The 13,446-nt window shown below is 69.8% G+C and carries 14 protein-coding genes; 9 read left to right on the forward strand and 5 right to left on the reverse strand.

Annotated elements, in window-relative coordinates:
- Positions 1-33: 33 nt before the first annotated feature.
- Positions 34-1,050: a LacI family DNA-binding transcriptional regulator gene (locus ND450_RS43580; RefSeq protein ID WP_253323782.1), complete on the reverse strand. Its 1,017-nt coding sequence runs from the start codon at positions 1,048-1,050 to the stop codon at positions 34-36.
- Between the two features lie 122 nt (positions 1,051-1,172).
- Here ND450_RS43580 and ND450_RS43585 point away from each other — a divergent pair, with 122 nt between their 5' ends.
- The 3 genes from ND450_RS43585 to ND450_RS43595 are packed head-to-tail and all read left to right on the forward strand — an operon-like array spanning position 1,173 to position 4,130.
- Positions 1,173-2,315, forward strand: coding sequence for a Gfo/Idh/MocA family protein (locus tag ND450_RS43585; protein WP_253323783.1), 1,143 nt, complete (start codon positions 1,173-1,175; stop codon positions 2,313-2,315).
- A complete protein-coding gene (locus tag ND450_RS43590) occupies positions 2,308-3,342 on the forward strand; it encodes a dihydrodipicolinate synthase family protein (RefSeq protein WP_371927588.1) in 1,035 nt (344 codons plus the stop codon). Before ND450_RS43585 ends, ND450_RS43590 begins: the two co-directional genes overlap by 8 nt.
- Positions 3,315-4,130 carry a sugar phosphate isomerase/epimerase family protein gene (locus ND450_RS43595; protein ID WP_371927589.1) on the forward strand — a complete coding sequence of 272 codons (816 nt, stop codon included), beginning with the start codon at positions 3,315-3,317 and terminating at the stop codon, positions 4,128-4,130. Before ND450_RS43590 ends, ND450_RS43595 begins: the two co-directional genes overlap by 28 nt.
- Before the next feature lie 113 nt (positions 4,131-4,243).
- Here ND450_RS43595 and ND450_RS43600 read toward each other — a convergent pair whose 3' ends face one another.
- Complete coding sequence (locus ND450_RS43600; protein ID WP_253323785.1) at positions 4,244-5,278, reverse strand: serine hydrolase; 1,035 nt, start codon at positions 5,276-5,278, stop codon at positions 4,244-4,246.
- 52 nt (positions 5,279-5,330) lie between these two features.
- Between ND450_RS43600 and ND450_RS43605 the strand changes: the two genes are divergently transcribed.
- A complete protein-coding gene (locus tag ND450_RS43605) occupies positions 5,331-6,011 on the forward strand; it encodes an SDR family oxidoreductase (protein ID WP_371927590.1) in 681 nt (226 codons plus the stop codon).
- Positions 6,012-6,021: 10 nt separating this feature from the next.
- Here the strand turns inward: ND450_RS43605 and ND450_RS43610 are convergent, their stop codons facing one another.
- The 3 genes from ND450_RS43610 to ND450_RS43620 are packed head-to-tail and all read right to left on the reverse strand — an operon-like array spanning position 6,022 to position 8,756.
- Positions 6,022-6,825, reverse strand: a complete 804-nt coding sequence (locus ND450_RS43610; protein ID WP_253323786.1) for an alpha/beta fold hydrolase — start codon at positions 6,823-6,825, stop codon at positions 6,022-6,024.
- Between the two features lie 18 nt (positions 6,826-6,843).
- Positions 6,844-7,275 (reverse strand): cupin domain-containing protein, encoded by a 432-nt coding sequence (locus ND450_RS43615; protein WP_256557413.1) that lies wholly within the window; start codon positions 7,273-7,275, stop codon positions 6,844-6,846.
- Positions 7,272-8,756: a diguanylate cyclase domain-containing protein gene (locus ND450_RS43620; RefSeq protein ID WP_253323787.1), complete on the reverse strand. Its 1,485-nt coding sequence runs from the start codon at positions 8,754-8,756 to the stop codon at positions 7,272-7,274. The genes ND450_RS43615 and ND450_RS43620 overlap by 4 nt, the downstream gene beginning before the upstream one ends.
- A 146-nt stretch (positions 8,757-8,902) precedes the next feature.
- On the opposite strand from ND450_RS43620, the gene ruvC reads away from it, so the two are divergent.
- From ruvC to secD, 5 genes are all read left to right on the forward strand, one after another.
- Positions 8,903-9,469 carry a crossover junction endodeoxyribonuclease RuvC gene (gene ruvC / locus ND450_RS43625; protein WP_177229686.1) on the forward strand — a complete coding sequence of 189 codons (567 nt, stop codon included), beginning with the start codon at positions 8,903-8,905 and terminating at the stop codon, positions 9,467-9,469.
- Positions 9,470-9,499: 30 nt separating this feature from the next.
- On the forward strand, positions 9,500-10,081 hold the full coding sequence (ruvA, locus tag ND450_RS43630) for a Holliday junction branch migration protein RuvA (protein WP_253323788.1): 582 nt from the start codon (positions 9,500-9,502) through the stop codon (positions 10,079-10,081).
- Positions 10,078-11,091, forward strand: a complete 1,014-nt coding sequence (gene ruvB, locus ND450_RS43635; RefSeq protein ID WP_089913769.1) for a Holliday junction branch migration DNA helicase RuvB — start codon at positions 10,078-10,080, stop codon at positions 11,089-11,091. Before ruvA ends, ruvB begins: the two co-directional genes overlap by 4 nt.
- 72 nt (positions 11,092-11,163) lie before the next feature.
- Positions 11,164-11,529, forward strand: coding sequence for a preprotein translocase subunit YajC (gene yajC, locus ND450_RS43640; RefSeq protein ID WP_253323789.1), 366 nt, complete (start codon positions 11,164-11,166; stop codon positions 11,527-11,529).
- A 129-nt stretch (positions 11,530-11,658) separates the two neighbouring features.
- Positions 11,659-13,446: a protein translocase subunit SecD gene (gene secD, locus ND450_RS43645; RefSeq protein ID WP_253323790.1), complete on the forward strand. Its 1,788-nt coding sequence runs from the start codon at positions 11,659-11,661 to the stop codon at positions 13,444-13,446.

Genomic DNA, 13,446 nt, shown 5'->3' on the forward strand with positions numbered 1-13,446 from the left:
CTCGTGACTAAGTACGTGAATAGCCAGACGAGTCTAATTGTGGGCAGTCGAGGCCCTGAGCACCACCTCACCCGCCACGCGGACGGTGCGGGCCTCGTCACCCCCGCCGTCCAGCACGAGACCAGCGGCGATCTCGCCCATCTCCTCCAGCGGGAGTCGCACCGTGGACAGCGCGGGCACCGTGTCGCGCAGCGTCGGGATGTCGTCGAACCCGGCGATCGACATGTCCTCCGGCACCCGCACGCCGCGCTCGCGCAACGCCGCCATGGCGCCCATCGCCATCACGTCGGTCACGGCGAACACGCAGGTGGCGCGCGACTTCGACGCCAGCAGCTCCATCGCGGCCGCGTACCCGCCGTCACGGGTGAAAGCCCCGTTGATCACCACGGGAGGCGCGACGCCGGCGTCGTTCAGCCCCGCCTTGAACCCAGCGAGCCGGTCGCGGGCCACCACGAGTTCGGAAGGACCACCCAATACGGCGAACTTCTTGTGTCCGAGCTCCGCCAGCGCACGGGCGAGCGCGCGCCCTCCGGCGCGATTGCCGGGCACGACCGTGTCGGTGCCGAGCTTCGCCTGCGACACGCACGCGACCCGTCCGCCCTGCTCGGTGAACGCGTCGATCTCCGCCGCGAGCCGTGACTGGGCCGCACGGTCCGTGGTGCGCGAACCGGCGAGCACCACCGCACGGGCCCGATGCGCTCGCAGCGTGGACAGCAGCTCCGCCTCACGCTCGGGACGGCGCCCGGTCGTGCCGAGGACGACGACGAGGCCGGCCTCCTCGGCCACCCGCGTCACCCCCGCCGCGATGCACGAGAAGTACGGGTCGGTGATGTCGTGGACCACCAGTCCCACGAGCGAGCTGGAGTTGCGGGCCAGCGCCTGGGCCGACGCGTTCGGCACGTAGCCGAGCTCCTCGGCGGTGCGCAGGACGCGTTCGCTCAGGTCCCCGCTCACCTGCCGGGTGCTGCCGTTAAGCACGCGAGAAGCGGTCGCCAACGACACACCCGCCTGCCTCGCCACCTCGGCGAGCGTCACCTGTCGGGCGGACACGACCACCTCCGTCAACACGCATGTGAGCGCTGAGACTAACTCGCGGGGAGGTTGACGTCCGCGAAGCACCGCGATTAGCGTGGCGGGAAAGCGCTTTCCAGCGCTGCTACCAGGGAGGTGTGATGGCGGTTCGGACCATCGGAGTGGCGGTCAACGGCGTCACGGGGCGGATGGGCTATCGCCAGCACCTGGTCCGCTCCCTGCTGCCGTTGCGCGAAGAAGGCGTGCGGTTGCAGGACGGGACCGTGCTGAAGGTGGAACCGGTCCTCGTGGGCCGCAACGCCGACAAGCTCAAGGAGATCGCCGAGCGCCACGACCTGGCGCACTGGACGACGGACCTCGACGGGGCGCTCGCGGATCCGTCCGTGGAGATCTACTTCGACTCGCAGGTCACGTCGCGGCACGTCGAGTCGATCACCAAGGCCCTGGAGGCCGGCAAGCACGTCTACACCGAGAAACCGGTCTCCGAAACGGTCGAGGAGGCGCTGCAGCTCGCACGCCTGGCCGACGAGAGGGGTGTGAAGCACGGTGTCGTGGCGGACAAGCTGTACCTGCCGGGCATCCGCAAGCTCCGGCGGCTGATCGACGGCGGCTTCTTCGGCCGGATCCTCAGCGTGCGCGGCGAGTTCGGCTACTGGGTCTTCGAGGGCGACTGGCAGACCGCGCAGCGCCCGAGCTGGAACTACCGCGCGGAGGACGGCGGCGGCATCGTCGCGGACATGTTCTGCCACTGGAGCTACCTGCTGCACGACCTGTTCGGCCGCGTCGAAGCGGTGACCGCCAAGGCCGTCACGCACATTCCAACGCGGTGGGACGAGCAGAACAACGCTTACTCCGCCACCGCGGACGACGCCGCGTACGGCATCTTCGAGATCGAGAACGGCGTCATCGCCCAGATCAACTCGTCGTGGTGCGTGCGGGTGCGCCGCGACGAGCTCGTCGAGTTCCAAGTGGACGGCACGGAGGGGAGTGCGGTCGCGGGCCTGCGCGAGTGCTTCGTGCAGCCCCGCGCCGTCACACCGAAACCGGTCTGGAACCCGGACCTGCCGGTCACGCACCCGTTCCGCGACCAGTGGCAGCAGGTCCCGGACAACGAGGACTTCGACAACGGCTTCAAGGTGCAGTGGGCCGAGTTCCTGCGCCACGTCCACGAGGGCGCGCCGTTCCCGCACGACTTCCGCGCCGGAGCACGCGGCGTCGCGCTGGCCGCCGCCGGACTCCAGTCCTCTTCGGAGGGTCGACGGGTGGAGATCGAGGGTGTCTAGCCCGGGTCGAGGTGACCGCATCGTGTTCGCCGCGGCACACGTCGTGGCCGGGGACGAGAGCACAGTGGACTGGGACGCGACTCTCGCGTTCCGGCACCACCTGTGGTCGCACGGCCTGGGTGTCGCCGAGGCCATGGACACCGCGCAACGCGGCATGGGCCTGGACTGGCCGACGGCCGCCGAGCTGATCCGCCGCAGCGCCGCCGAGAAGGCCGGCCGGATCTGCGCGGGCGTCGCGACCGACCACCTGACCGGTGAGGCGACTCTCGACGAGGTGCTGAACGCCTACCTGGAGCAGCTCGACGTCGTCCAGGAGGCGGGCGCGCAGCCCGTGCTGATGTGCTCGCGCCAGCTCGCCGCCGCGGCACGGGGTCCCGAGGACTACGAGAAGGTCTACGGCACGCTGCTCGACCGCGTCAGCGAACCGGTGGTGCTGCACTGGCTCGGCACCGCTTTCGACCCGAAGCTCCAGGGTTACTGGGGCGCGGCCGACGTCCCGCAGGCCACCCGGAACTTCCTGGAGGTCATCCGCTCGCGGCCGGACAAGGTCGACGGCGTGAAGGTCTCGCTGCTCGACGCCGGTCACGAGATCGGGCTGCGGCGCGCGCTGCCTCCGGGAGTCCGCTGCTACACCGGCGACGACTTCCACTACCCGGAGCTGATCGCGGGCGACTCCGAGGGCTTCAGCCACGCGCTGCTCGGCATCTTCGACCCGATCGCGCCGGTCGCGGCCCGCGCCCTGGCCAAGCTGGCCGAAGGCGACACCGACGGGTTCCACCGGATCATGGCGCCCACGGTCCCGTTGTCCCGCCACCTGTTCAGCGCGCCGACGTACTACTACAAGACCGGTGTCGTGTTCCTGGCGTGGCTCGCCGGGCACCAGGAGCGGTTCCAGCTCCTCGGCGGCCTGGAGTCCGCGCGCAGCGTGGAACACCTCGCCGAGGCGAAACGCCTCGCGGAGATCGCCGGCGTGGTCGACCCGGAGTTCGCGGAACGGCGGTGGCAGCAGTGGCTCGCCTCTCGCTGAACCAGGCCACGATCAAGCGCGCGACCGTCGCCGAGGCCGTCGAAGGCTGTGCGCGGCACGGCATCGAGTCGATCGGCCTCTGGCGCGAACCGGTCGCGGACCACGGCCTGGACCGCACCGCGAAACTCGTCGCGGACGCCGGTCTGCGCGTGTCGTCGTTGTGCCGAGGGGGGTTCCTCACGGCCGTCGACAACCGCGCCGCCCTGGACGACAACCGCCGCGCGATCGACGAGGCGGCGGCGTTGCGCACGGACGTGCTGGTCATGGTCGTCGGGGGAGTGCAGCCCGACAAGGACCTCGTCGGCGCACGTCAGCGCGTCGCCGACGCCATCGCGGAGTTGTCGGTGTACGCGGGCGAGGCGGGTGTGACCCTGGCTCTGGAACCGATGCACCCGGTGTTCTGCGCGGACCGCGGCGTGCTGTCGACGTTGTCCCAGGCGCTCGACCTCGCCGAGCAGAACTCCTCCGTCGGCGTCGTCGTGGACGCGTTGCACGTGTGGTGGGACCCCGACCTGGACGCGCAGATCGTGCGCGCGGGACCGCACATCGCGTCGTACCAGGTGTGCGACTGGCTCACGCCCGTGCCGGCCGACGTGCTGCTGGGCCGCGGCTACCCCGGTGACGGCGACATCGACCTGGACCGCCTGACCAGGCACGTCGCGGCGACCGGGTACGCGGGCGACGTGGAGGTCGAGATCTTCAACGCCGCCATCTGGGCGGCGGACTTCGACGAGGTGATCGAGCGGGTGAAACGCGGGTACCACGACGTTGTGGAACCGGCGCTCTAACAGCGACGCGGGAAGCCGGTCGTCGACGGCGGCGACGACCGACCCCGGCGTTGGAGCCTGTATAGCCGAAAGTCCGGGCCCGGGGCCCGCGATTTCAGAGAATTCTCAGGAGATCAGCCGCCGTTGAAGAACCGGTAGACCTTCGCGCGGTGCCTCGGACGCGTCGTGGTGATCCTGATGACCGCGTCGAACATGGACCGTCCGAGCTCCGCGCGAGCCGCCACGGCCGGGTGGGTGGTGCTGAAGTCCTCCTCGTTGACGGCTTTGTCGCCGGAGAACTCGCCCGACGCGAACATCGAGTAGATCAGGATCGCCCGGTCGTCCGCGCTGAACATGATCCCGGCCTCGTTGCGCCCGTCGGCGAACCAGCCGGCCTTCGTGGCGACGCGCAGGCGCTCGTTGGTCGTGAGGTGGAGCCGGACGCCGTCGGTGAAGCTCGCCGTCGCGCGCAGGATGTTGAGCAGGTACGCCGTGGACGCGGCGGACAGCAGCTGCCCGTCGACCAGCTTCTGCAGCAACGTGTGCGTCTCGCGCGCCGTCGTGGTGCCGAGGAAGAACCGGTTCGGGTTCGCGACCGGCACCACCTGGGTGTGCACGAAACCCTTGGAGCGCAGGATCTCGTTGAGCTCCAGCGCCGGCACGACCAGGCCGCACAGCCGGACCGCGGTGTTGTCGGAGACCGTCAGCAGGTTCGCCAGCGCGTGCCCGACGGTGACCTCGCTCGGGTACGCCCCGTCGAGCGCGAAGATGCCGTCGGTGTCCTGGATGACGATCGCGGCCGAGACGGTGACCTTGTCGTCGAGCTTGATCAGCCCGCGGTCCACCTTGTCGAGCACGGCGACCGCCACGGCCACCTTGTTGACGCTGTAGGCCTCGACGACCTTGTCGGCGTCCTCGTCGACCGCGGCCTTCGTGGTGCCGTCGAGGTCGGCGACGGTGATGAGCGACGACCAGCTGCCCCGCGCCTTGCGGGCCTGCCGCCGGTACACCTGCGCCACGCGCTTGCGCGACCGGTCGGCCGTCGCCGGGGAGCGTTCGATCTCGGCCTCCGGGTCTTCCTGCGCCTGTGCTGCACCGTGGGAGCCGAGCACGGCCGTCGCGGCCGCGACGGTTCCCAGCCCGAACACGGACCTGCGGTTCAATGTCATGCGCGGTATCAAAACAGGCGCCACTGACGTTTCCCTGACTAGGGTTCCGATCATGGAAAACGTCTTCGTCGTCACCGGCGCCTCCCGCGGAATCGGGGCGGCCACCGCCGTTCTCGCAGCCCAGGCAGGGTATCGCGTGGTCAGGGCCTCGCGTTCCGCGGAAGAATCTGTCGGCGATCGCGGCTGGGACGCCCGATGCGACGTGTCTTCGTGGGATTCCGTGCAAGATCTCATGTCCCGGGTGGAATCGCGTTGGGGACGAATCGACGTGGTGTACGCCAACGCGGGCGTTTCGGTGGACACGTCGTTCGTCTCTTCGTCGGGTGCGGAGCCTTCCGAATGGACGGACATGGTCGTGACGAACGTCTGCGGCCCGGCCTTCACGGCCCGCGCCGCGATGCCCGCTCTGATGCGCGCCGGCGGCCACCTGGTGCTGACGGGCTCCGCCGCGGGCAGGGGAGTGCGGCCGGGCAACCTGTACTCGGCGACGAAGTGGGCGATCACCGGCCTGGCCCAGGCGATCCGCGCCGAGGCCGTCGGCACCGGCGTCAGGGTGACGGTCGTCCAGCCGGGCCTGGTCGACACCGACGCCATCCCGGCGTCGCGTGTGGACGACCCGAAGCTCGAACCGGAGGACGTGGGCAGGGCGGTCCTGTACGCCGTGTCCCAGCCGTCCACTGTGGACGTGAACGAGATCCTGCTGCGCCCGACGGGTCAGGCCGCGCATCGCTGAGGGGCGGGGTTCACGCTCCGCCCAGGAACTCCACCAGCAGCCGGTTGACCTCGTCCGGCCGCTCCAGGTACCCGACGTGCCCAGCGTCGGCGACCTCGGCGTACCGGGCGCCCGGGATCGCGTCCGCCACCTCGCGCGACAGCCGCGGCGGCAGCACGAGGTCGTCGGCGAACCCGATGACCAGCGACCGCACCCCGATGGCGCGGTAGGCGGCCAGGCGGGTGTCGTACTCGCCGAGGCCGAGCTGGATGCGCTCGCCCGCGCTGAGCGCGTTGCCGGCGAACTCGTACATCTGCAGCCAGTCCCGGGCGATGACCGGGTCGGTGAGCGTCCTCTGCGACAGGTTCCTGATCACCGACGCCACCGAGTAGAACTGCAGCGGGATCTCGACGCCCTTGTCGTGCAGGTCGCACAGGGCCTGCGTCCACGCCTGCTGCACCGGCTCGGGACGGCCGGAGGTCGCCATCATCACCGCCGACCGCACCAGCCCGGGGCGGGTCAGCGCCAGCTCCTGCACGATGCGCCCGCCCAGCGACGTGCCGATCACGTGCGCCGGACCGCCCAGGTGCTCGATCAGCGCGGCGGTGTCGGCCACCATGTCGTCGATCGTGAAACCGCCCGCGCACTCCGACGACGGCTTGATGCCGCGGTTGTCGAAGTACGCCACCCGGTACCCGGCCTTCACCAGCGCGGGCACCTGGTAGGTGCGCCAGACGCGGCCGGGGCTGCCGGTGCCCATGACGAGCACGACGAGGTCGCCGGAACCCTCGGTCTGGACGTTCAGGTCGATGCCGTTGAGCGGGACGAGCGCCATTCCGGAGATCCTAGAGAGCTAGAATCGGCAGAGGGGCCGAATCAGAGCAGCGTGTGCGGGATAACGCGCGCACAGGTCGTCCGCGTGCCCGAACTCCACGACGTCGTCGGTGTACGGCGGCACCACGACCGTGCCGACCAGCGACCAGTCGCCCGCCGGGGTGCTGCCCTGCCACACGCCCGCGGGTACCACGACCTGCGGGTTCGACGCGCTCAGCACCGGCGACGTCACTGTGCCCTCGGGGTGCAGCAGCAGCATCCGCAACGGCGACCCGGCGTGGAAGTGGTAGATCTCCAGGTGCTCCAGCACGTGCATCCCGGAGAAGTCGGGGCTGCGCAACAGGTACGCGATCGCGGACGCCTCCTCGGAGCGGTGCGTCTGCGCGAAGTACCCGCCCTCCACGGGGAGCTCCTGCATGCCCAGCGAGGAAATCAACTGCTCAGGGGTCACGTCATCTCCGGTAGCGGTGAACCGTGCACGACGACCATGCCCTTGCCGAGCCGCTTCGCCGTGTACATCGCGGCGTCCGCGGCCCGCAGCACGTCGTCGGCGGTGATCGAGGGGTCGTGCGAGAACCGTTGCGCCACACCGATGCTGGCGTGCACCCGGTGCACCCGGCCCAGCACCTCGTGCGGATGTCCCAGCGCGCTGAGCAGCCGTGCGCCGATCTCGTCCGCATCACCGCCGTCGACCAGCACGCCGAACTCGTCGCCGCCGAGCCGCGCCACCGTGTCCTCCGGCCGGACGTTGTTCTTCAGCCGTGCGGCGACATTGCGCAGAACGGCGTCGCCCTCGGCGTGGCCGTGGTTGTCGTTGACGGCCTTGAAGCCGTCCACGTCGATGAACAGCAGGATCAACGGCCTCGCGCGGTCACGCACCGCGAGAGCGCGCTCCAGCCGTTCGCGGAAGAGCGAGCGGTTCGCGACGCCGGTCAACGGGTCGTGCGTCGCCTCGTGCCGTAGCTGCTCGCGAGAGACTCGCAGCTGGTCCATCAGTCGGACGTTGTCCATCATCGTGAGCAACTGACGCACGATCACGAGACACACGACCAGGATGCCGGCGTAGATCTCGACCGGGTTGAGGCGGCCGCCCGTCGCGGTGTTCCAGCAGATGAACAGGCCGGTGACCGCGAGCGGCAGGTACGGCACGGACAGGTGCAGGAAATCGGCCGTGCGCAGGCGTCCGGGCGTGGGTTCGAGGGTGCGCGCCGGAGCGAGGGCGCTCAGCAGGAAGAACGCCGGGCACAACATGAAGCCGATGTCCGCGGTCGCCGGGATCACCGTGTTGCCCTGGGCGATGTGGAACGCGAACACCCAGCCCGACGACGACTGCGCGATACCGGCCAGTGCGATGAAGAGCATCGGCCACTCACGCACGGCCTGATGCGTCCACGACATCACCACGATCGCCACGAGCAGCACGAGGTACGCGGCGGGATGGGCGACGACGGTCGCGAACCCCGGCCCCTCCGTGGCCCACGCGCGGGTCAGCGACTCGAGCGCCGACACCCACGTCAGCACGAACAGCGACCCGATCACGATCAGCCCGTCGAGCACGATCACCGTGCGGCTGCGGTAGTTCGGCAGCAGGTCGCCTGCCGTGCGCTTCTGCGCCTTCACGACGACCGCGGCCAGGCAGAGGACCGGCACCATCGTGAACCCGAGCGGCGCGATCGTGGACGACGGCAGCTGCACGCCCATGATCTGCTGGCCCCAGATCCACGCGGACAGCCCGACGGTCAGGCTCGCCATGGCCGCCGTCATCCACTTGTCACGGGCGCGCGCGTAGGCGACCAACGCCGCGATGGCGAAGACGAGCTGCACGACCTTGTCGATTGCGATACCGATATCGCGGGGCGCGGTCAGGGCGGTGAGGATGGCGATCGCCATGAACGTGCCGACGCACGCGGCGACGACCCAGAACCTCTTCACCGTGTCTCCTGTGATCGAAACCCGACCACCGTAGTAACGGCGGCGTGGACTTGTCGAACCGCGTCAGCCCGTGTCGGTGCGGGTCACCTATGGGTGCACCGGATATGGTTCGAACTGTTGTTCGTTCGGCGATCCGGGGAGCTGTTGTGCGGGTGTTCGGGGTCGACCCCGGTCTGACCAGGTGCGGCTTCGGCGTGGTCGACGGCGGGCCGGGCCGGGTCGTGCGCGCCGTGGCCGTCGACGTCCTGCGCACGCCCGTCGACGCTCCGCTGTCCGTGCGCCTGCACGAGCTGTACGACGGAGTCTGCGTGTGGCTCGACCGTTACGAACCTCAGGTCGTCGCCATCGAACGCGTCTTCGCGCAGCACAACGTCCGCACCGCGATGGGGGTCGCGCAGGCGTCGGGTGTCGTCGCACTGGCCGCCGCGCAGCGGAACCTGCCGGTCGAGTTCCACACGCCGTCCGAGGTGAAGGCCGCCGTCACCGGATCGGGCCGCGCGGACAAGGCGCAGGTGACCGCCATGGTGACCAAGCTGCTGGGGTTGAAGGTCGCCCCGAAGCCCGCCGACGCGGCGGACGCCCTGGCGCTCGCCATCTGCCACCACTGGCGCGCGCCGATGCGCAGCAGGCTCGAGGAAGCACAGGCCCGCGCGGCGGAGCTCGCCCGCGTGCACAAGGCGAAGCTGGCCGAAGCGGCCAAGCGCGCCAACTAAGGTCCAGCTCGTGAAGTCCGGAGGAACCAGGTGATCTCGTCACTGCGCGGCCAGGTGCAGCACGTCGGCCTCGACCACGCCGTCGTCGAGGTGGGCGGCGTCGGGTTCGCCGTGCAGGCCACGCCCACCACCCTCGCGAGCCTGCGCCGCGGCGAGGAGACCACGCTCGCCACCACCCTCGTCGTCCGCGAGGACAGCCTCACCCTCTTCGGCTTCGCCGACGCCGAGGCCCGCGAGCTGTTCGGCCTGCTGCAGACCGTGAGCGGCATCGGCCCGCGCATCGCACTGGCCACGCTCGCCGTGCTCGAGCCCGACAAGCTCCGCCACGCGCTCGCCGAGGGCAACATCACCGTGCTCACGCAGGTCCCGGGCATCGGCAAGAAGGGTGCGGAACGCCTCATCATCGAGCTGCGCGACAAGGTCGGTCAGCTCCCCGCGCCCACGACGCCCGCGCACAGCCAGACGCGCGACCACGTCGTGGAGGCGCTCCTCGGCCTCGGCTTCCCGGCCAAGGCCGCCGAGACGACCGTCGACAAGGTCCTCTCCGACAACCCGGACCAGTCCACGTCCGCCGTCCTGCGCCGTGCGCTCGCGACCCTGGGGCGCAAGTGACCGAGGACGAGCTCAGCCCGTACGTCGCGCCGGCCGAGCGCGACGTCGAGACCAGCCTGCGTCCCGCCGACCTGCACGAGTTCGTCGGCCAGCAGCGCGTCCGCGAACAGCTCGAACTCGTGCTGCACGGCGCGATGAGGCGGGGGACCGCCCCCGACCACGTCCTGCTCAGCGGCCCTCCCGGCCTCGGCAAGACCTCCCTCGCCATGATCATCGCGAAGGAGCTCGGCAGCGCCATCCGCATCACCAGCGGCCCCGCCCTGGAACGCGCGGGCGACCTCGCCGCGATGCTCTCCAACCTGGTCGAGGGCGACGTCCTGTTCATCGACGAGATCCACCGCATGGCCCGGCCCGCGGAGGAGATGCTCTACCTCGCGATGGAGGACTTCCGCGTCGACGTCGTCGTCGGCAAGGGCCCCGGCGCGACCAGCATCCCGCTCGACATCGCACCGTTCACGCTGGTAGGAGCCACGACGAGGTCCGGAGCGCTGACCGGGCCGCTGCGCGACCGCTTCGGCTTCACCGGCCACATGGAGTTCTACAGCGCCGACGAACTCGACCTCATCGTGAAGCGCAGCGCCAAGATCCTCGGCGTCGACATCGCCGAGGACGCCGCCCTCGAGATCGCCGGGCGCTCCCGCGGCACCCCCCGCATCGCGAACAGGCTGCTGCGCCGCGTCCGCGACTTCGCCGAGGTCAGGGCCGACGGCCGGGTCACGGAGGAGATCTCCAAGCAGGCGCTCGAGGTCTACGACGTCGACCAGCTCGGCCTCGACCGCCTCGACCGCGCGGTGCTCTCGGCCCTGGTCAAGAGCTTCGGCGGCGGCCCGGTCGGCGTCTCGACGCTCGCGGTCGCGGTCGGTGAGGAGCCGACGACCGTCGAAGAGGTGTGCGAGCCCTATTTGGTCCGGGCTGGCATGCTGGCCAGGACCCCGCGCGGCCGGGTGGCGACTCCAGCGGCGTGGTACCACCTGGGGCTGGAACCGCCCGCCGGTGATCAACTGTGGTGACCTGGCACAATCGGCGAAAGCACCTGGACATATCGGGCGTGCGTCGAGGCATGTCCACTTGATCGGAGAATGATGGACCTAGGCAGTTTGCTTTTCCCGTTGCTTCTGGTTCTGCTCGCCGTGCCGCTGTTCCTCAGCGCGCGCAAGCAGAAGCGCGCGATGGCCGAGCAGCAGCAGCTGCAGAACTCCCTCGCGCCCGGTGACAAGGTGATGACGACGTCGGGTCTGTACGGCACCGTCGCCGACGCGAGCCACGACACCACCATCGACATCGAGATCTCCGAGGGCGTCGTCACCCGCTGGCTGCGCGCCGCGATCCGCGAGAAGGTCGCGGAGACCGAGGAGGCCGTCGTCGTCGACGACAAGGCGGACGAGGACGAGGAGCCGGCGATCACCGCACAGGTCGCGGAGCCCTTGGACCACAACGCCAAGAAGTAACCAACTGAGTCGTGACACCTGGAGTTGGCAACTGTGAACACCGCCAACTCCAGGTAGTGACGCGCAGCTCACCTGGCGCGCGTTACGCTGCGCGCTCGGAAACCATCGCTACTAGGAGACGGACGGATCGTGGCACCTCCGGCCGGGCAAATTCGCCCTGCGAAGTATCTGGCGAGTTTTGTCCTCATCGTGGTCGCGCTCTACGCCCTGGTCTTTTTGACCGGGAACGGTTCGGCCAAACCCAAGCTCGGAATCGACCTGCAGGGTGGCACGCTCGTCACGCTGACCGCGCGTCAGGAAGACGGGGCCCAACCCAGCGAGGAGGCGCTCAACCGCGCACGTGACCTCATCGAGGTCCGCGTGAACGGTCTCGGCGTCTCCGGTGCCGAGGTCGTGCGCGACGGCAACAACCTGGTGATCACGGTCCCGGGCGCGGACAGCGAAGGCGCGAAGGGCCTCGGCCAGACCGCTCGCCTCGCGTTCCGCAAGGTCATCGGCCAGCCGATCCCCGCGGGCGCCGCCCCGAACCCGACGCAGTCGAGCACGCCGCCGTCCGGCAGCGCGAGCACCCCGCCGTCGGCCCCGCCGAGCCAGAGCGCGGGCCAGGCCCCGCCGTCGAGCGGTGCCCCCCAGGGCCGTCCCGCGCCGAACCTGGCCGCGCAGCCCTCCAGCACGCCGCCGTCGAGCAGCGCCGCGCCGTCCAGCACCGCGCCCAGCACGCCGTCCGCCCCCTCCAACGTCGACCCGAAGGTCGCGAAGGAGATCCAGGAGGCGAAGGCGCTGCGCCAGTCCACGGACCCGCAGGTCCTGCAGCAGGCCGCGCTCATGCTCGACTGCACGAAGGCCGACCCGTTGCGCGGCAACGACGACCTCGACAAGCCCCTCGTCACCTGTGACGAGAAGGGCGAGTTCAAGTACACGCTGGCCCCGGTCAACCCTCCCAAGGAGGACACCGAGACCAAGGCGGACGACTACTCGAACTACTCCCGCCTGACCGGTGAGGACATCAGCAACGCCGCCGCGAACGCCAACCCGAACGGCACCGGCTACGTCGTCAACCTGGACTTCAAGTCCGAGGGCGGCACGAAGTGGGGCTCGTTCACCGCGGCCAACGTCCAGCAGGCCGTCGCGGTCGTGCTCGACGGCGAGGTCATGTCCGCGCCGACCATCCAGTCGGCCATCTCCGGTGGTTCCACCGAGATCAGCGGCAAGTTCACGCTGAAGGAAGCCACGAACCTCGCGAACACGCTGAAGTACGGCGCGCTGCCGCTGTCCTTCGACTCCTCCGAGGCGCAGACGGTGTCCCCGACGCTCGGCCTGCAGTCGCTCAAGGCGGGTCTCATCGCGGGCGGCATCGGCCTCGCGCTGGTCTTCGTCTACTGCATGTTCTACTACCGCCTGCTCGGCTTCCTGACGATCCTGTCGCTGGTGCTGTCCGGCGTGATCATCTACGCCTTCCTGGTGCTGCTGGGCCGCGTCATCGGCTTCACGCTCGACCTGGCGGGCATCGCGGGCTTCATCGTCGCCATCGGTATCACCGCGGACTCGTTCATCGTTCTCTTCGAACGACTGAAGGACGAAGTGCGCGAAGGCCGTTCGTTCCGTTCGGCCGTGCCACGCGCATGGGTCCGTTCGCGCCGCACGATCCTCTCCGCCGACGCGGTCAGCTTCATCGCCGCCGCCGTGCTGTACGTGATCGCGGTCGGTCAGGTGAAGGGCTTCGCGTTCACCCTGGGCATGTCGACGGTCCTCGACCTCGTCGTCGTGTTCCTCGTGACGCACCCGCTGGTCGCGCTGGCGTCCAAGTCCAAGTTCCTGTCCAACCCGAGCCTGTCCGGCCTGGGCGGTGCCGCCCGCGAGGGTGCCGCACACCGCGCCGCCACGACCGGCAAGACGACCGCCGTGAAGGAGGCCTGA

This window comes from Lentzea sp. HUAS12, assembly GCF_024125735.1.
GTDB lineage: Bacteria > Actinomycetota > Actinomycetes > Mycobacteriales > Pseudonocardiaceae > Lentzea > Lentzea albida.

Excerpts from the sequence above, each read along its gene's own strand:
- ND450_RS43585 (WP_253323783.1), top strand. The coding sequence starts at position 1,173 with ATGGCGGTTCGGACCATCGGAGTGGCGGTCAACGGCGTCACGGGGCGG.
- ND450_RS43610 (WP_253323786.1), bottom strand. The coding sequence starts at position 6,825 with ATGGCGCTCGTCCCGCTCAACGGCATCGACCTGAACGTCCAGACCGAG.
- yajC (WP_253323789.1), top strand. The coding sequence starts at position 11,164 with ATGGACCTAGGCAGTTTGCTTTTCCCGTTGCTTCTGGTTCTGCTCGCC.
- ND450_RS43605 (WP_371927590.1), top strand. The coding sequence starts at position 5,331 with ATGGAAAACGTCTTCGTCGTCACCGGCGCCTCCCGCGGAATCGGGGCG.
- ND450_RS43600 (WP_253323785.1), bottom strand. The coding sequence starts at position 5,278 with ATGACATTGAACCGCAGGTCCGTGTTCGGGCTGGGAACCGTCGCGGCC.